Raw genomic sequence first — 16,565 nt, 5'->3', positions numbered from 1 at the left:
AAACGACCCGCTGTGGCGGATCGTGTTGGGGTGAAACGATGATCGTGATTCTGACCGCGTTGCCGGTCGAGCAGGAAGCGGTGCTGGAGCACCTGGTGGACGTCCGCGAGCACCGGCACGCCCAGGGCACGTTGTTCGACGTCGGCACGCTCGTCGGCCGGCCGGACCGGCAGATCGCCCTCGGCGTGACTGGACAGGGAACGCTGGCCGCCGCCACGCTCACCGAGCGCGCGATCGCCGAGTTCTCGCCGTCCGCCGTGCTGTTCGTCGGGATCGCGGGAGGCCTGCGGGCCAAGCTCGGCATCGGCGACGTCGTGGTGGCGACCAAGGTCTACGCCTACCACGGCGGCAAGAGCGAGAACGACGAGTTCCTGGTGCGGCCCCGATCCTGGGAGATCTCGCACGACCTGGAGCAGCTCGCGCGCCGGGTCCGCCGCCACCGCGCGTGGTGCGAACCGCTCGCGCCTCCCGGTGAGGCACCCACCCCGGAGGTGCACTTCGAGGCGATCGCGGCGGGCGACGTGGTGCTGAACTCCGCGACCTCGCCGATCGCCAACGCCCTGCGCCACAACTACAACGACGCCGTCGCGATCGAGATGGAGAGCGCCGGGTTCGCCCTCGCTGCACACCTTGCGGGCCGGATCGCCACGGCGACCATTCGTGGCATCAGCGACCGCGCGGACGGCACCAAGTCCTTCACGGACGGCCAGGGCAGCCAGCGACTCGCCGCACGCAACGCCGCGGCCTTCGCGGTCGCCCTCGCCGCCGCGGTCCACGAGGACACCGGCACGAAGAGCGGGTCCGCGAAGCCCTCGCCGCCGATCCGCAACTGGAACATCGCGCGGGAAGGCGCCACGGTCGGCCAGCAGAACGGCGTGAACCACGGTGCCTTCACCATGAACGTGACGCGGGAGAACCGATGAACTACCCGCCAGGCAGCCACAACTTCGCCCAGCCGGGCGCCAACGTCGGCCAGCAGAACGCCGTGAACTACGGCGACACGGCCGTTCACGTCGAGGCGATCTACCACGTCAACCAGGGCGACCCGCCCGAGCATCGCCACAACGTCGCCCGCAACTTCCTCGCCGCCGGTGTAGCGCGAGAGGCCGAACGCCTCTTCGGTGACCTGTTGCGAGAAGGTCAAGTCACCACACAAAGGGCCTACTACTACGCACTTTCCGTCGTCAGCGGACGTTCGTGCGGCGAGGTGGGCGGCGAACTGTTCAAGAACGTCCGCGACGCGCGCAAGATCGCGCAGTCGCTCCCGGACGACACGTGGCAGGACGCCTTCACCGTGGTCTGGCGCCTGTTGCACCTCGTGCGAGGCGAGACCGCGACCGATCGTCCCGGTGAGAACGTGGACGACGTTCTCGCGGCGTTCGGCACACTGCCCCCGGACCGACAGGAGGAGATCACCCAGCACCTGGCCACGATTCAGGACGGCGTCACGCAAGCCAGCCTGGAAGGCGCGTACGCACACCGCGTCGTGACCCAGCGGATGTCGAACAACCGCGTCCAGCGGGCCTGGAAGTTCTTCGAAGCGGAACCCGCGCCGCCGCGCCCGTTCGTGGCGGCCGAGACGAGGCCCGAGCAGAGGCATTGGCTTCCGGTCGTCTTCGGCGGTTTCGCCGTCGTCATCGGCCTGCTCAGCAGCTTCACGGGCACGTCGTTGCCCGGAGTCCTTCTCGCACTCCCGGTCGTGGCCGGCGGCGGCGTTCTCCTGGTCCACCACGGCGCACAACGGCTGGGAGCGACGATGTGGGGGCAGATCCGGCTCAGCCAGGTCACCCCGCCGCCGTACCAGCCAGAGCCACGGTCACCGGGTCACTGGGTGCGGACCGACTTCGTCCAGGAGATCCACCGGATCGTCGACAGCCGGTTCACCGAGGCACGGCCGCACGTCGCCGGAGACTGGCCCACCTACACCGCGGGCATCCGGGCACACCTCAAGCACCGTTTCGTGGCCCTCTACGGCAATGCCCAGGTTCCGGCGGGCGGGGTGAGCTGGCTGGCCCGCTGGCACGCCCGCAAGGTGGCGGAGGGCTGGAGCAGCAACGCGTTGTTCCAGACCACCGTGCGATCGACGGAACGCGACACGCTCCTGTACCGCGTGGGCATGGGCGTCGCCATCGCGGGACTGGTCGTGCTGACCGCCTCCGGTGCGATCGCGGCGGTCATCTTTCTCGCTCCCGGCTTCTTCTTCCTCGTCAACGGAATCATGCGGATTCGTGGCCTGCAGAAGATGAGCGCACTGGCTCGCGCCCACGACGAGCACATCTTCGCCGCGGAGACGCAAGGGTACGAGGACTGGCTGCGGGTGATGGCCGACCGCCCGTCCGACGGCGAGATGGCCCGCTGGCTGTCGATGGACAAGATCTGCCTGAAGAACGACCTGGTGCGGCGCAACAACCTCACGACCCATGACCTCGTGACGCACGTGGTCATGACCGAGGGAGCGAACGGTGCGAACCGCGCCCGCGTGCTCCATGGTCCGCCGCGCTACTCGAAGTACGAGGTGCAGATCTTCCTCCTCACCCGCAGCGGCGTGCGCGAAATGAGGGTGGAACTGGACTTCCTCACCGCGGAGGCGCGCAACGAGCGGCGCAACCTCTTCCGCTACGACGCTCTCGCGTCCGCCAGCGTGACCGAGGTGGGCCTGCGCGCCACCCGCGGCGAGGGTGACGGCACCAGGGAGGTCGAGAAGCTGCGCAGCCGCAAGTTCCGCCTCACCCTCGTCAACGGCGCGGACATCACCGTCGTCGCGGAGAACTTCCGCAACGCCGACGACGCCGTGCTGGAGGACGAGTCCGAGCTGTACCTCGTGGCGCTGCAGACCTCCGGCATCGACGCCGCACTGCCCGTTCTGGAGGCGGTTGCGGCGGAGGGCAGCGACTGGATCGACCGGGAGCAGGAGCGGCGCGAACGCTGGTCCCGCGAGTGGTACGAGTGACGACCAGGCCGGGCGCGACCGCGCCCGGCCCGAGCCGCGTCAGGATCGGATGAACCCCAGTAGATCAGCGTTGATCACGTCCGCGTGCGTGGTGGGCATCCCGTGCGGGAAGCCCTCGTAGACCTTCAACGTCCCGTTCTTCAACAACGGCGCCGACAACAACGCGGAGTCGGCGATCGGCACGATCTGGTCGTCATCCCCGTGCATGACCAGCACAGGCACGGTGATCTTCCGCAGATCCTCGGTGAAGTCAGTCTGCGAGAACGCGACAATCCCCTCGTAGTGGGCAAGCGCGGACCCCATCATCCCCTGCCGCCACCAGTTCCGGATCAAGGCCTCGCGAGGTTCGACCCCGTCCCGGTTGAACCCGTAGAACGGCCCGGACGGCAGCGCCAGGTAGAACTCCGAGCGGTTGGCGGCCAACTGAGCCTGCAGGTCCTCGAACACCGAGAGCGGCAGCCCACCGGGATTGGCGGGAGTCTGCACCATCAACGGCGGCACGGCCGCGAGCAGCGCAGCCTTCGCGACGCGGGACTCGCCGTGTCGCGCGATGTAGTGCACGACCTCGCCGCCACCCGTCGAGTGTCCGATGTGGACGGCGTCGTGCAGGTCGAGGTGCTCGGTCAGCGCGGCCAGGTCGGCGGCGTAGTGGTCCATGTCGTGGCCCGTGGCGACGTGGGACGAACGGCCGTGGCCGCGACGGTCGTGCGCGATGACCCGGAAGCCCTGTCGCACGAAGAACAGCATCTGGGCGTCCCAGTCGTCCGACGACAGCGGCCAGCCGTGGCTGAACACGATCGGCTGTCCGGTGCCCCAGTCCTGGTAGAAGATCTCGACGCCGTCGGGGGTGGTGATCGTGGGCATGTCGTTTCTCCGTCCTGTGTCGCTTTCGGAAGCTACTCCTCAATGTAGTAAGATATAGTGACTATCATGATAAGTGACTACCTGGGGGCGTGATGGTCACCACGCTCGATCACGAGGCGGTCTTCGAGCGGGTCTGGACCGCTGCCGGCGCCACGACGGCGGACCTGCCGCCGGTTCGAGGCTCCGAACGGCCGCGTGTTGGTCCGTCGCTAGGGTGTTCCGATGGTCACCCGCGCGGAACGCAACGCCTCGAACCCCGATCTGGGAGTCCTGTCGGGGCGCCTGCTGTTCGCGGTGCAGCGCGAACTCTTTCAGACCCTTGCCGAGTTGGGGTTCGGTGACCTGAAGCACCGCCATGGCGCGGTGCTGGCCTATCTGGATCCGGAAGGGGTGCGCGCGACGGACCTCGCGCACCTTTCCGGGCAGCACAAGCAGATCATCGGCACGTTGATCGACGAGCTTGAAGCGCTCGGCTACGTCGAACGGCGGCCGGACCCGAGCGACCGCAGGGCGAAGCTGATCTGCCCGACCGAGCGCGGGCTCGCGCAGATGCGGGCGGCGGACCACATCATGGCCGCCATGCAGGAACGGCACGCCGAACGCGTCGGCAAGGGCGAGTACACGCGCTTCAAGCGCATTCTGGCCGACATCACCGAACACCAGCGTCTGACGAGTCAGCCCTCACGGGACTGACTCCTGGATTTAGTCACTGATCATGACTATCATGAATTCGTGACTACTTCGGTGGAACTGACCCGCTTCCGCGTGGCGCCCGAGAAGGTCGAGGCGCTGCTGGCCGCCCGTCCGGCCATGATCGCGGACTTCGAGGCGGACCGAGAGGGATTCCTCGCCGCCCGGCTCGTGCGGCTGCCCGGCGACGAATGGCTCGACATCGTCGAGTGGCGTTCGTCGGAGGACTACGCGGTGTCCAGCCGCAAGGGCCCGAACCGGCCCGGCATCAAGGCGTTCTTCGACGCGATCGACTCACTCGTCACGGCAGAGGAAGGCGTGCTCTCCGCATGACGACCCCGCTGTCTCGCAAGATCGTTTACGGCACCGAACCGTCCCAGTACGGCGTGTTGCGCCTGCCGTCCGGTGACGGCCCGTTCCCGGTCGTCGTGATGATCCACGGCGGCTGGTGGGCCGCGATGTGGGACGACACGGCCGTGCAGCCGCTGATCGCCGACCTCGTCGAGCAGGGCTACGCGGTGTGGAGCATCGAGTACCGCCGGGTCGGCGAGGCCGGTGGCGGCTGGCCGGGCACGTTCGAGGACGTCGCCCGTGCCGTCGACCTGGCCGCGGAGTTGGACGCGCCACTGGACATTTCGCGTGTGGCCGTCGTGGGTCACTCGGCCGGCGGTCACCTCGCGACGTGGACCGCGCACCGGGCCGGACTGGCGGACGGCGTCGTCGGCGCGCGTCCGGCGGTCCGGCTGGTGGGCGCGGTGTCGATCGCTGGTGTGCTCGACCTGGTCTCCGCCGACAACGCTCGGCTCGGCACCGAGCTCGCCGACCTCGACGGCGAGCCGCCGCGGGGTGCGCCCGGCCCGTCCGAACCCGGCGCCTGGCCGATCGTGGCGGCCGGGGTCGGGAACGGCATGACGCGGCTGCTGCTCGGGGCCTCGGCGGTGGAGGACCCCGGCCTGTACGCGGTCACGTCGCCGGTGGAGATGGCGGACGGCGGTGTGCCGGTGCTCGCGATCCACGGTGCCGCGGACGAGGTGGTCCCGGCGGAGTTCAGCCGCACGTACGCGAAGACGCACGCGCTGGCGGAGTTCGTGGAATCGCCTGATGGCGACCACTTCAGCGTCATCGAACCCGACGGGCACGCGTGGACGGTGGCGCGGAAGTGGTTGGGGGAGAAGCTTTCCTGACGATGGTCAGATCCGTCGGTCGACCGCGATCCAGTTCGTCTCCCACGTCGTTCCGCCGTCGCCGGAGAAGGCCTGTTCGAACCTGGCCCTGTCCTGCCCCTGGCGGAAGACGAGGAACCGCACCTTGATCGGGCGGCCGCCGAGCTGGTCGTCGCCGTAGAACTCGCCCGCGCCGTCGCGGAACCCGCCGAACACCGCAGGCGTGAGCAGCCCGTCGCGCAGGCTGACGAAGCTCAGGCTCCAGCGGTTCGCCTGCGGTTCGAACAGCCGCAGGTTCATGCCCTCGATCCGTCCGCTGTCGCCCGCGATCTTGAGCTCGACGACGTTCGCCCGCCGGTCCATGAGGGGACGCACGAGGCTGGTGCCGGTGAACTGGAGCCATTCGTCCGCGGACTCCGACAGCGGTTCGGCGAGCACGCGCACGCTGGTGCGCCAGTTGCCGATCTCCCAGTCGAAGTCGCGCTGACCGTCGGTGGCCTGAGTCTCGGAGGCGGACGCGGCCGTCGCGGCCACCATCAGGAAAGACAGGACCGCGATCAGGATTCGCTTGTGTGGCAAGGTCATGGCCTGACTATCCGAGCGGAGTGCGGCCATGGACAAGAAGGCACCTGCGGGTAACCCCTCGCGCCCCAACCCGCTGCCCGGCTGCCCGATGGCCGCCGCGTTCGCCGCGATCGGCGGGAAGTGGAAGCTGACCCTGCTCTACTGGCTGGCTCACGGGGAGTCCCACTTCGCCGGGCTGCGCCGCCGCGGCGCGCCGATCACGCCCAAGGTGCTGGCCGAGCAACTGCGCGAGCTCGAAGCAGACGGACTCGTCGAACGCGTGGAGACCGGACCCGTTCCGGCGCCGGTCATCTACCGGCTCACGCCTTACGGGGAAACGGTTCTGCCCGTCGTCGAAGGGGTCCGGGTGTGGGGTGAGACGCATCTCTTGCGCACTCACGGCGAGGCCGCGCCGACCGCCGCGATGAGCTGCGGCGGTTCGCTCAGAGGTCGATGACGACCGGGGACGGCGACGAACTCCGCCGCCGTCCCGAACGGCCGGTACGACCTAGACGCAGCGGTAGCTGGAAGCCGCCTTCGGGTCGCCGTGGACGTACCGCGAGGTCTTCGGGTACGCGCACAGGTTGCGGGTCGAGTCAGCCGTGGCGGCGGTCAACGTCGCGGGAGCCTTGCCGCGCTCGACCCAGTCGACGAGCTGGCCCAGTGCGTTCGTGGGCTGCGGGCCGTTGCCGCCGAAGCAGTGGTCGACGCCGGGCGCGGTGAACAGGCGGTAGAAGTCGTTCACGTATCCCATGTGCCGCTCGACCTGGTCGCGGTACCGCAGCGTGCCGCCGGGCGGGATCAGCTGGTCGTTGGTGCCGACGAACGTGATCAGCTTGCCGCCCGAGCGCCGGAACGCCGACAGGTCGGGGTCCGAGGTGCCGATGACGCCGTCGAACTCGCGAACCGACTGCCGGAACAGGTCGCGGTACTGGGCGTAGGTGAGCTTCGAGGTGTCGAAACCGGGCTGCTTGAGCAGAAAGCTCTGCACCCACTGCGCGGCGACGGGGAAACCGAAGCTGGGGAAGCCCGGAATCGTGCCCGCCAGCCAGACCGGGTCGGCGCCCTTCGGCAGACCTGGCCAGAGGGTGCGGCCGCGTTCGTCCGTAGGCCCGTCCCAGATCTTGCGCATGACGTCGGCGTCGGCCTTGGACACCGTGACCTCGTTGCCCTCGCACAGGATCTTCGCGCCGATGAGCTGACGCGGGTCGTAGCCGCAGCGGTCCGGCCGGTCGACGATGCCGTTCGTGACACCGTCCTGCGCGTCGCACGCCTCGACGGCGGCCTTCTGGAACGCCTGCAGCACGCAGTTGCCGACGACGTGCCCGTCGTTGCCCTGCACGACCTGCGGCCACAGCGTCGCGACGGCGAACTGGGACCAGTTCACGGCGGGAGCGTTGGCGAGGACGCCGTCGTAGTCGTCCGGGAAGCGCTGCGCCTCCGCGTACCCCTGGCGGCCGCCGGTCGAACAGCCGTTCCAGTAGGAGTAGCTGACCGAACGCTGGTAGTGCTTGCGCACGACCTGCTTCGCGATCACGGCCGCCTCGTGCACCGACCGCGTGGCGAAGTTGGTCAGCAGCGTGCGGTCGATCTCGCCGTTCTTGAGCGCCCAGCTCGTGTTGAGGCCGTCCAGCACGCCCGCGTCGGTCGTCACGGCCGCGTAGCCGTCCTTCACGGCCTGGGTGAACGGCGCGCCGGTGTCACCCGCGGCGTACGCGCTGCCACCGACGCCCTGCAGCCGGCCCGTCCAGCCGGTCAGCGGGAGACCGACGACGACCTTCACGTGGTCGTCGGCGTGCGTGAGTGCCACGGTGATCTCGCAGTGCTCGGGACGGCTCACGGCGTCCACGGATTCGATCTTCGCACCGGCGGGGGCGGTGACCGCGACCGTCGTGCAGTTCGGGGTGCTCGCCGATGCCGGCGCGAGGGGCGCCAGCCCGGTCAGGAGCAGCGTTGTAGCCAACAGCTTCGTCAGTCGTCTCACGCCGCGCGACGTTAAGCGGGGCCTCCGGCCCGTCGCGCCCGTCAGGTGACGCTGCTCGTGTACGTCACTGGACCGGGTGAAAGACTGCCGCGCATGCGCGAGGTGGGCAACAGACGCTACCGGCTGGAACGCGAGCTGGGCCGGGGTGGCATGGGGGCCGTGTGGCTCGGAAAGGACACCGTCCTCGGCCGCGACGTCGCCGTGAAGGAACTGCTTCTGCCCGTGGGTGTGCCGGCTCAGGAACGCGCTGTGTACCAGGAACGCGTGCTGCGCGAGGCACGCATCGCCTCGCAACTTCAGGACCCGGCCGTGGTCACCGTCTACGACCTCATCTCCGAGGACGACCAGACGTTCATCGTGATGGAGCTGATCAACGCTCCGACGCTGGAGTCCCTGGTCGAAAGCTCCGGACCGCTCAGCGCCCGCGCGGCGGCGATGCTCGCGGGTCAGCTGCTGAACGCGTTGGAGGCGGCGCACTTCTCCGGCGTCGTGCACCGGGACGTCAAGCCCGGCAACGTGATGGTGCCCGGCAGGGGTACCGCGAAGCTCACCGACTTCGGCATCGCCCAGTCCGTCGACGATCCCCGGCTGACCGCGACCGGCACGTTGATCGGCTCGCCCGCCTACATGTCCCCGGAACGTCTCGCGGGCGGCGAGGCCTCGCCCGCCTGGGACCTGTGGGCGTTGGGGGCGACGCTGTTCTTCGCGGTGGAGGGACGCGGCGCGTTCGACCGCGCGACCACCTCGGCCACGATCCTCGCGGTGATGAGCGAACGGCCGGTGCCCGGGGTCACGGGTCCGCTCGGCGAGCTGATCACCGGCCTGATGGAACCCGATCCCGCACGCAGAATCGGCGTCGCCCAAGCACATCGGCTGATCGACCGCGCGCTCGCCGTCGCGGAGCCCTACCCGACCAGGCCGCCCGCCGTGGACAGCAACCTGACCATGGCCGTTCCGACGCTGAAGGTGGACGTCGCGGCATTGTCCGGTGCCGCACCTACGTCAGGCCCCGTGGTCATCGGCCAGTTCGCCCCGGCCCCGGCCTTTCCCGTTCCCCCGCGCCGGAAGCGCCCGGTCGGACTGATCCTCTCGGCGACGCTGATCCCGCTGTTCCTCGTCGGCGCGCTGGTCCTGTTGTACTTCACCGTGTTCAAGCCGATGTTCACGAACATGGGCCTGGGCGTGCCGGACGGCCCGGCGAGCACCGCCGCGATGCAACCGGTCCTGACCCTCGGCCCGGACGGCGACATCAAGGGCGACACCCTGATGGCGTTCCGCAACTCGTGCCTCACCTGGCTGCCCGCGAAGGACGCCCCGAAGATCCAGACCAAGGACCGCGTCGGCTGCTACGCCGAGCACGACGTCGAACTGCTCGACACCGTGCTCGCCAGCACCGAGATCGAGAAGGACGTGCCGTACCCCGGTGCCGAGCAGCTCACCAAGCTCGGCGGCACCGGGTGCACGCGCACGTTCCTGTCGGACAAGGTGACCGGTCAGGACAAGGAGAAGACCCTGCGGTACTGGGTGATCATCCCGACCGCCGAGGCGTGGAAGGTCAAGACGGAGAACGGGTACCGCAGTTCGAGTCGTCTCATCCACTGCTTCGTGGGCAAGGCGGACGGCTCGAAGCTGGTCGAGCCGCTGATGAAGCAGTAGCTGTCACATTCTCGTGGGCAATCCGGTCTTTCTGGAGCAGACACCCATGAGCAAGGGATGAACACCATGTCCTACCCCGAGAAGGTCTACTTCGGAGAAGCCGGCGAGGTGAGCGCGCGCTACCGGCCCGCGAGCACCCCGATCGACAACGGTGTGCCCGACAGCGGCATCCACTACCTCGCGACCACCGAGACCACACGCGGCGAGTTCGGCCTGTACCGGGTCGTGATGAGGCCGAAGGCGGGAGGTCCGGCGACGCACTTCCACCGGCGGATCTCCGAGTCGTTCTTCATCCTCAACGGCACCGTGCGCCTGTACAACGGCGACAAGTGGGTCGAGGCGGGGGAGGGCGACTTCCTGCACGTTCCGCAAGGCGGGTTGCACGCCTTCCGCAACGACTCCGACGCACCGGCCGAGATGTTGCTGCTGTTCACGCCCGGTGCGCCGCGCGAGGAGTACTTCGAGCGGCTCGGCGAGGTCGCGGCGGCCGACCGCGCCGCGTTCCTCGACGAGCACGACTCGTACTTCGTGGAGAACTGAGGTCAGTCCTCCACGGCGATCGCCGACGCCGGGCACACGGCTGCCGCGTGCCGCACGTCAGCGAGGCGCTCCGACGGCGGGCTGGCGTCCAGCAGGTCCACCAGACCGTCGTCGTCGCGCTGGTCGAACACGTCGTCCGCGGCCAGCACGCACTGCCCGGCGCCGACGCACTTCCCCTGATCCACCACTACCTTCACGGCCTACCTCCAGGTCACGGGCAGCTCGGCGACGCCACCGGTGAGCGTCGCGCGGACCTGCAGCTGATCGAGGTCCTTGGCGAGCCTCATCGACGGCAGGCGCTTGGCCAGCGCGGCGAACACCACGCGCAGTTCGGTGCGGGCCAGGGAGGCGCCGATGCAGAAGTGGGCGCCGTGGCCGAAGCCGAGGTGTGTCCTTTCTGGACGGTCCGGGTTGAACTCCTCGGCCTCGGAGTACACCGAGGCGTCGCGGTTGGCCGCGTTGATCGAGAGGACCAGCGCGTCACCGGCCTGAATGGTCACGCCCGCGATGTCGACGTCCTCCCGCGCGTACCGCAGCAGGCCCAGATCGCCGGGCGCGCCGAGGCGCATGACCTCCTCGACCACCGCGTCCACGCGACCGTCCGGGTCGGCGACGAGTGCGTCCCAGCGCGAGCGGTCGGTGAGCAGGAACAGCACGCCGAGGCCGATGCGGTTGACGGTGGTCTCGTGGCCCGCGAACAACAGTCCGACGCAGAGCCGGACCATCTGCACGTAGTCGTACGCCGCGTCCTCGGCCTGGGCGCGCACGAGGTCGGAGATCACGTCCTCGCCGAGCTGCCCGCGCTTGGCCTCGACGAGCCCGACCATGTAGTGGAAGAACTCCTCGCGCGCCTTGTGCGCCTCCTCGCCGATCTCCGTGCCCGCCATGCGTTCGGACAGCGACGCGAACTTCTCGTTGTCCTCCTCCGGCACGCCGAGCAGCCGGCAGATCATGGCCACGGGCAACGGGAACGCGAGGCCGTGGTGCAGATCCACCACGCCGGTCCGCTCGTGCTCGGCGATCAGCTCGTCGATGCAGGCGTCGACCAGTTCTTCCATGTTGTCGCCCAGCATGCGCATCCGCTTGGCGGAGAACGCCGGCGTCAGCAGTCGCCGCATGCGCGTGTGGTCGGCCTCCTCGGTCGCGTACTCGCCGGTCGGACCGTCCTGGACGGCGGCGGTCGAGATGCGGGAGGCCTTCTCCGGTTCCGGGTGCGACCGGCCGAAGCGCTTGTCGCCCAGCAGGAGGCGGACCTCCTCGTACCGCGTCACGAGCCAGGCGGGGTCGCCGGCCGGTGTCGTCACGGGCGCGATCGGCGCCTCGCGTCGCAGCACCTCGTAGAGCGGAGCGAGATCGAGGACGTTCGGCCTGGCCAGCGGCAGCTTCAGGCGCTCTGCGTCAATGCTCATGCACCGACCGTAGCGCTTATTGGCAGATGGTGCCAATAAATGTTCCTGGTCGGGTGACGTGCTTAAATCGCCCGATGACGGACGTTGTGACAGAAAAGCCTCGCCGGGGCAGGCCGCCGGTCAGCGACGAGCAACGTCAACGTCAGCGCCTCGACATCTCGCGCCACGCGGTCCGGTTGTTCGCCGGCCAGGGCGTCGCCGCCACCTCGGGCGAGCAGATCGCGCAGGCCGCGGGAGTCTCCGAACGCACGTTCTGGCGCTACTTCCCGCACAAGGAGAGCTGCGTCGAACCGCTGCTCACCAAGATGGTCGACGCCTTCTGCGCGGTGCTGCACGACTGGCCGCGCGAACTCGAACTGATCGACCACCTGCGCGAGGCCTACAGCCCGCTGCTGGACGCGGCCACCGACGAGGACATCGAGGCGGTACTGGCCGTCGTGCGGCTGACCCACGGCGAACGTGCGTTGCGCGCCGCTTACCTGATGCTGCGCGAACGAGCGGAGGACGCGCTGGGCGAGGTGCTCGCCCAACGCGCGGGCCTGGCGCGCGACGCCATCGAGGTCCGCGTGCAGGCCGCCGCCATGAGCGCGGTGCTCAAGATCGCCACGGACGACGTCGCGACGGCCGCGGCCGACGGCGTCACGAGGGAGACGCTGGACGGGCACCGCGAGCAGATCGCCGCCGCGCTGCGCGGCCTGTCACGGATGCTGTAGCTGGCCCTGTGTGCGGCTGGGGCGTCCGTGGCAGTCGGGGGTATGACCGCCCCGTCTGTGACAGGACGGCGGGGCGATGTCGCCGCAGTCGTGTGCTCGGCCGGTATCACAGCAGGATGAGCATGGAGATGTGCCACGATTCGAAGAGGTCGTGTCCGGCATCCATTGCGACGGTACGCGGCCCGGACTTGGCGGAACCGGCCGGATCGGTCCTGATGGACAAGACCTGCGCCGCAAAGTCGCGAGCGGTGCACTAATCGTCTCAAGCATTGTCGTGGCCACTCGCCACTACACGACCTCTCGGTCACACCTCGCCGTGGTCATCTGACTCAAGACCGACCCACCAGACACTCTCTAGGCCGATCGAGTGGTTCGAGCATTCGTGTTGTCACGTTCGGTAATGCCATTTGGTTGCCGCGCGATGTGTCGGTCAACGGAAAACGTAGATGGGTGGGTGCGTGTTGCTGGAGTCGGTGGATCTGGTGGTGGCGGCGCTGGTGGCCGGGGCGGCGGCCGGCACGGGAGAGGTGGCAACAGCTGCGGTACGCGACGCGTACGAGGGGTTGAAATCGCTGACGCGCAAGGCATTGGGGCACTCGCCAGCAGATGCGGATGAGGAAGAGCGCGCCGGACTGGAGATGGAACTGGCCGCGCCGGAGGCGCATCGTGCGGAGCTGAAGCAGGCGCTGTCATCTTCCGAGGTGGAGGTCGACGCGGAGCTGGTGACCGCGGCGCAGAGGGTGCTGACGCTCGTCGATCCGGAAGGCGCGGCCGCCGGAAAATACGCGAACATGGTCGTGCAGGACAACAAGGGTGTTCAGGTGGGCGACCACAACACGCAGACGAACTCTTTCGGCTCCTGATGCGCCATGACGCAACATCGTTCGCCGGATTCCGAGAGAGCCATTGATTCGAGCGGCAGTGAGCTGGAGGTGCACGACAACTCTGGCTTGCAGCTGGGAAACAGGAATATCCAGTACAATATCGTCGCGAATGGTGAAACCGGACTCAACGAGCTGCTGACCGAGACCGCATTCCTGCCGTTCCTGGTCGTTGACCGGAAGTACCTGGAGGATCAAGCCCAACAGCCGAAGAGGCTGTACGTCGCCCGTGCGCCAGACTGGTCCGATGTCGTGCACGGTGCCGATGCCGAGCTGCGGTTCATCGAACGGGACCAGACTGCGGAACTGCTTGCAGCGGTGCGCACCGAGTTGTTGGAACCCGTCGCACGCGGCACGGATCGGATGCTGCATTCCCTGGTCGTCCTCGGCGCGCCGGGATCCGGTAAGACAACGCTCGTCCGGCGCGCGGCCGCGATGCTGGCATTGTCCGGCGCTTGCGTCATCGCCGACTTCGGTGTGAAGACTGGTCGTGTCACCGACTCAGAGGCTGCCTCATACATCCGTGCGCTGGATCAGCTCGCCGCACAGGGCACACCTGTGCTGATGCTGCTCGATGATCCGTTCTTCGCCAACTCGGGTTGGGTCGACCTGTTGCGGCGGCTCGGGCGGCCCCAGCATCGCGGGGTGGCGGTCCTCGTCGCGAGCCCGGACTTCCTGTACCAGAGGTTCGCTCATTGGCTGTTCGAAGGCCAGGTCGTCGGACGATCCTTCGTCGTCGGGCGACCGTCCGTTGCCGAACGCGAACAGTTGGCCCTGCTGTACGACCGCGACCAGCCCGCTTCCCTCAGCGACGACGAAGACCTCCTGGTCGTGGCGATGGAGGCGGCGACCGGCGAATCGTTCGGTGACATCATCCGCCGGATCTGGACCACCCTGAACGGTGGCGTTCCCGTGGACCCGGCCGTCGATGTTCGTCACCTGCCGTGGCAGGTCGTCGCCTTCGCGGTGGTGTGCTATTTCCACGGCAACGACGTGTTGTGCCCGGAGGTCCTGCTCCACGAGTTCCTCTCCAACGTCCTGGCTGAGCGCCTGCCGAGCTACCTGTCACACGAGCTGCAGGATTTGGTGACAAGTGACGGCTGGCGCGTTTTTTCGGTGCACACAGCAGATCGTGGGTTCTCTGACGTCAGGCTCATCGGCTCCACGCACGCCCTGGTTGCGCGGGAGGCGTGGCGCCGCCGACCGGTGCGCGGTCTCGACGTCGAAGGGGGCGTGCTCGATGCCTCTGTACGGGTGCCGGAATCCGCCCCGCAGCTGGCGGAACTGATCCTCGCACAGGAGAAGAACCAGGTGGTCTCGTTGGCCTCGCGGTTCTCCCGGGTCTGGGGGGCGGCTGTTGTTGCCGGGACGATGGAGACGAAATCGCTGTGCTCATTGGTGCGAACGCTGCAGCCGTCGCGAGCTGCACGACTGACCTTCCGCCCCGTCATGCGCAGATGTTTGAACGCGGAAGGGAGCCAGAGTTGGCTTGCCGCCTGGCAGCTGTTCCGGCTGGCGTCCGGCCCGACGCAGCTTCAGGATCGCAAGGTTCTGGTTGAGAACCGTCTTCCGTGGACGTTGACGTTCGCCGACCTGTCGGCCGGACCGATGGAGTCGATCGAGGTTGCCGGACGTTCGGAAAACCTGCGAGAGGTCATTGCCGAGCGGCTCACACGAGCGTTACGCGGTGAGCTGCCGTGGACTCCGGACCCGTTGCAGGTGGCGTGGTTGCTCGAGAACCGTCCGTCTGCCGAAGCCGTCGAGCTCCTGGAGCCCGTGTACAGCTGGCTGGACGAACACCTCGTCGCAGACGAGAGCTCGGCCCGTACAGGCCTCGTTTTCAAGGCGCTGATGCGGCTGATCGAAGTCAACGGGCTGCTGGACGATGACGAAAGCACCCGGCTGATCAGCGACGTCCTTGATTGGATGTCCACCACGGCTCAGCTCAACCGCAGCGTTTTGATGGCCCTGCTGGCCGTTGCGAGCTCTGCGGACGAGCGGTACGCAGAGAGAACCGAGTTGATCCTGCGTCAGCTGTTCGAGGTGCTGTCGACTCGGGCGGAGAGGAACGAAAGATCGTGGGCATCGTTCCTCGCGACACTTGGTCGCCTAGGTTCACTCGAAGTCGCAGGTGAGTTGGTACAGCGGGCCTGGGTGGTGCTGCGGGAGCGTCCCGAAGGCAACGAGTGGGCATGGAATGCGCTGTTGATAGCTCTGGGGCGAAGTCGTGAGCTGGCTGAGCTGGCGCCGGGAATGGTGCCGGAGATTCTCGCCTGGTTGCGGCAGCGGCCGGAGAGCAATGAGTCCGCCTGGGCTGCGTTGGTGACGCTCCTGTGGCGTTTGCCCGTGCTGGCCGAGCAGGTCGACAAGGTCGTACCGGAGGTGCTTGCCTGGCTGCGGGAGCGGCCGGAGAGAAATGAATCGGTGTGGAGTGCGCTGATCTCCCTGCTCGGGCGTGTGCCCGAGTCGGAGGACCTGATGGCGAGCATCGCGTCGGAGGTCATCGCGTGGTTGTGGGATCACCCGGAAGGTAACGAGTCGACCTGGGCCGCGATGATCTCGTCGCTGGGGCGCGTCCCCGAACTGGCGACGACCGTCGTGCCCGAAGCGCTCGCCTGGTTGCGGGAGCGGCCGGAGAGCAATGAGTCGGTGTGGAGTGCGCTGCTCTCGCTGCTGGGCAAGGGCGCCGAACTGGCCGAAATGGTGCCGCTGATCCTGCCCGCGGCCCTCGTACGACTGCGGGACCAGCCGGTGGGTTACGAGTCGTTGTGGGATGCGCTGCTGTCATTGCTCGGGCGGGCTCCCGAACTTGCGGCAGAGGCGGCGAAGGTTCTTCCTGATGTTCTTGTCCGGTTGCGCAACCTGTCTGGACCAACTACTTCAGAGTAGTTGGTCCAGACATCGCGCTCCTGGAATCAAGGCCGCGGCATCGCATCCCGGAGCCGGCGGGGCGCCACGGCTCCGGTGTGGCCTTGCTGACGACAGGGCCGGCGATCGCGGAGCCGAGCGCGATGAAGAAGAACACGGCGACGTACTCGATTTCCTGCCAGCCGAGCGGCCGCAGCGCGTCGGTCACCAGGGCGACGACGGTCAGCACGAGCAACACGGCGGTGGTGGGAACCCGGTCAGTGCGAGGCGGCCGCGGTCGGTT

At 68.1% G+C, this 16,565-nt stretch carries 17 protein-coding genes; 11 read left to right on the top strand and 6 right to left on the bottom strand.

The window, feature by feature from the left end:
- Positions 1 to 38: 38 nt before the first annotated feature.
- Both SK854_RS03925 and SK854_RS03920 read left to right on the top strand, forming a co-directional pair.
- On the top strand, positions 39 to 923 hold the full coding sequence (locus SK854_RS03925) for a 5'-methylthioadenosine/S-adenosylhomocysteine nucleosidase family protein (protein ID WP_319973553.1): 885 nt from the start codon (positions 39 to 41) through the stop codon (positions 921 to 923).
- On the top strand, positions 920 to 2,950 hold the full coding sequence (locus SK854_RS03920) for a hypothetical protein (protein WP_319973552.1): 2,031 nt from the start codon (positions 920 to 922) through the stop codon (positions 2,948 to 2,950). Before SK854_RS03925 ends, SK854_RS03920 begins: the two co-directional genes overlap by 4 nt.
- Positions 2,951 to 2,989: 39 nt before the next feature.
- Here the strand turns inward: SK854_RS03920 and SK854_RS03915 are convergent, their stop codons facing one another.
- Positions 2,990 to 3,814 (bottom strand): alpha/beta fold hydrolase, encoded by an 825-nt coding sequence (locus tag SK854_RS03915; RefSeq protein WP_319973551.1) that lies wholly within the window; start codon positions 3,812 to 3,814, stop codon positions 2,990 to 2,992.
- 222 nt (positions 3,815 to 4,036) lie between these two features.
- Here SK854_RS03915 and SK854_RS03910 point away from each other — a divergent pair, with 222 nt between their 5' ends.
- From SK854_RS03910 to SK854_RS03900, 3 genes are read left to right on the top strand one after another with little or no spacing between them, the layout of a single operon-like run.
- A complete protein-coding gene (locus SK854_RS03910; RefSeq protein WP_319973550.1) occupies positions 4,037 to 4,507 on the top strand; it encodes a MarR family winged helix-turn-helix transcriptional regulator in 471 nt (156 codons plus the stop codon).
- 39 nt (positions 4,508 to 4,546) lie between these two features.
- A complete protein-coding gene (locus SK854_RS03905; RefSeq protein WP_319973549.1) occupies positions 4,547 to 4,837 on the top strand; it encodes an antibiotic biosynthesis monooxygenase in 291 nt (96 codons plus the stop codon).
- On the top strand, positions 4,834 to 5,688 hold the full coding sequence (locus SK854_RS03900) for an alpha/beta hydrolase family protein (protein WP_319973548.1): 855 nt from the start codon (positions 4,834 to 4,836) through the stop codon (positions 5,686 to 5,688). The genes SK854_RS03905 and SK854_RS03900 overlap by 4 nt, the downstream gene beginning before the upstream one ends.
- 6 nt (positions 5,689 to 5,694) lie before the next feature.
- Here SK854_RS03900 and SK854_RS03895 read toward each other — a convergent pair whose 3' ends face one another.
- Positions 5,695 to 6,252 (bottom strand): hypothetical protein, encoded by a 558-nt coding sequence (locus SK854_RS03895; RefSeq protein ID WP_319973547.1) that lies wholly within the window; start codon positions 6,250 to 6,252, stop codon positions 5,695 to 5,697.
- 28 nt (positions 6,253 to 6,280) lie between these two features.
- Here SK854_RS03895 and SK854_RS03890 point away from each other — a divergent pair, with 28 nt between their 5' ends.
- Positions 6,281 to 6,688, top strand: a complete 408-nt coding sequence (locus SK854_RS03890; RefSeq protein WP_319973546.1) for a winged helix-turn-helix transcriptional regulator — start codon at positions 6,281 to 6,283, stop codon at positions 6,686 to 6,688.
- 51 nt (positions 6,689 to 6,739) lie between these two features.
- Here the strand turns inward: SK854_RS03890 and SK854_RS03885 are convergent, their stop codons facing one another.
- Positions 6,740 to 8,215 carry a tannase/feruloyl esterase family alpha/beta hydrolase gene (locus SK854_RS03885; protein ID WP_319973545.1) on the bottom strand — a complete coding sequence of 492 codons (1,476 nt, stop codon included), beginning with the start codon at positions 8,213 to 8,215 and terminating at the stop codon, positions 6,740 to 6,742.
- A gap of 93 nt (positions 8,216 to 8,308) precedes the next feature.
- On the opposite strand from SK854_RS03885, the gene SK854_RS03880 reads away from it, so the two are divergent.
- Both SK854_RS03880 and SK854_RS03875 read left to right on the top strand, forming a co-directional pair.
- A complete protein-coding gene (locus SK854_RS03880) occupies positions 8,309 to 9,871 on the top strand; it encodes a serine/threonine-protein kinase (RefSeq protein WP_319973544.1) in 1,563 nt (520 codons plus the stop codon).
- A gap of 66 nt (positions 9,872 to 9,937) precedes the next feature.
- A complete protein-coding gene (locus SK854_RS03875; RefSeq protein WP_319973543.1) occupies positions 9,938 to 10,411 on the top strand; it encodes a cupin domain-containing protein in 474 nt (157 codons plus the stop codon).
- A 2-nt stretch (positions 10,412 to 10,413) separates the two neighbouring features.
- On the opposite strand, the gene SK854_RS03870 is transcribed toward SK854_RS03875, so the two are convergent.
- On the bottom strand, positions 10,414 to 10,608 hold the full coding sequence (locus SK854_RS03870; protein WP_319973542.1) for a ferredoxin: 195 nt from the start codon (positions 10,606 to 10,608) through the stop codon (positions 10,414 to 10,416).
- 3 nt (positions 10,609 to 10,611) lie between these two features.
- On the bottom strand, positions 10,612 to 11,820 hold the full coding sequence (locus SK854_RS03865) for a cytochrome P450 (protein ID WP_319973541.1): 1,209 nt from the start codon (positions 11,818 to 11,820) through the stop codon (positions 10,612 to 10,614).
- Between the two features lie 74 nt (positions 11,821 to 11,894).
- Between SK854_RS03865 and SK854_RS03860 the strand changes: the two genes are divergently transcribed.
- The 3 genes from SK854_RS03860 to SK854_RS03850 all read left to right on the top strand — a co-directional run bounded on the left by SK854_RS03860 (position 11,895) and on the right by SK854_RS03850 (position 16,303).
- Positions 11,895 to 12,533 carry a TetR family transcriptional regulator gene (locus SK854_RS03860; protein ID WP_319973540.1) on the top strand — a complete coding sequence of 213 codons (639 nt, stop codon included), beginning with the start codon at positions 11,895 to 11,897 and terminating at the stop codon, positions 12,531 to 12,533.
- Between the two features lie 458 nt (positions 12,534 to 12,991).
- Positions 12,992 to 13,396, top strand: coding sequence for a hypothetical protein (locus SK854_RS03855; protein ID WP_319973539.1), 405 nt, complete (start codon positions 12,992 to 12,994; stop codon positions 13,394 to 13,396).
- Between the two features lie 6 nt (positions 13,397 to 13,402).
- Positions 13,403 to 16,303, top strand: coding sequence for an ATP-binding protein (locus SK854_RS03850; protein ID WP_319973538.1), 2,901 nt, complete (start codon positions 13,403 to 13,405; stop codon positions 16,301 to 16,303).
- Here SK854_RS03850 and SK854_RS03845 read toward each other — a convergent pair.
- The gene (locus SK854_RS03845; protein WP_319973537.1) at positions 16,290 to 16,511 is read right to left on the bottom strand and encodes a hypothetical protein; all 222 of its coding nucleotides are present in this window, start codon (positions 16,509 to 16,511) and stop codon (positions 16,290 to 16,292) included. The genes SK854_RS03850 and SK854_RS03845 overlap by 14 nt on opposite strands.
- Positions 16,512 to 16,565: the final 54 nt, after the last annotated feature.

The organism is Lentzea sokolovensis, assembly GCF_033949975.1.
Classification (GTDB): Bacteria; Actinomycetota; Actinomycetes; order Mycobacteriales; family Pseudonocardiaceae; genus Lentzea; species Lentzea sokolovensis.
Note: the sequence above shows the minus strand (reverse complement) of the source record. Positions and strands in the feature narration are given on the sequence as shown.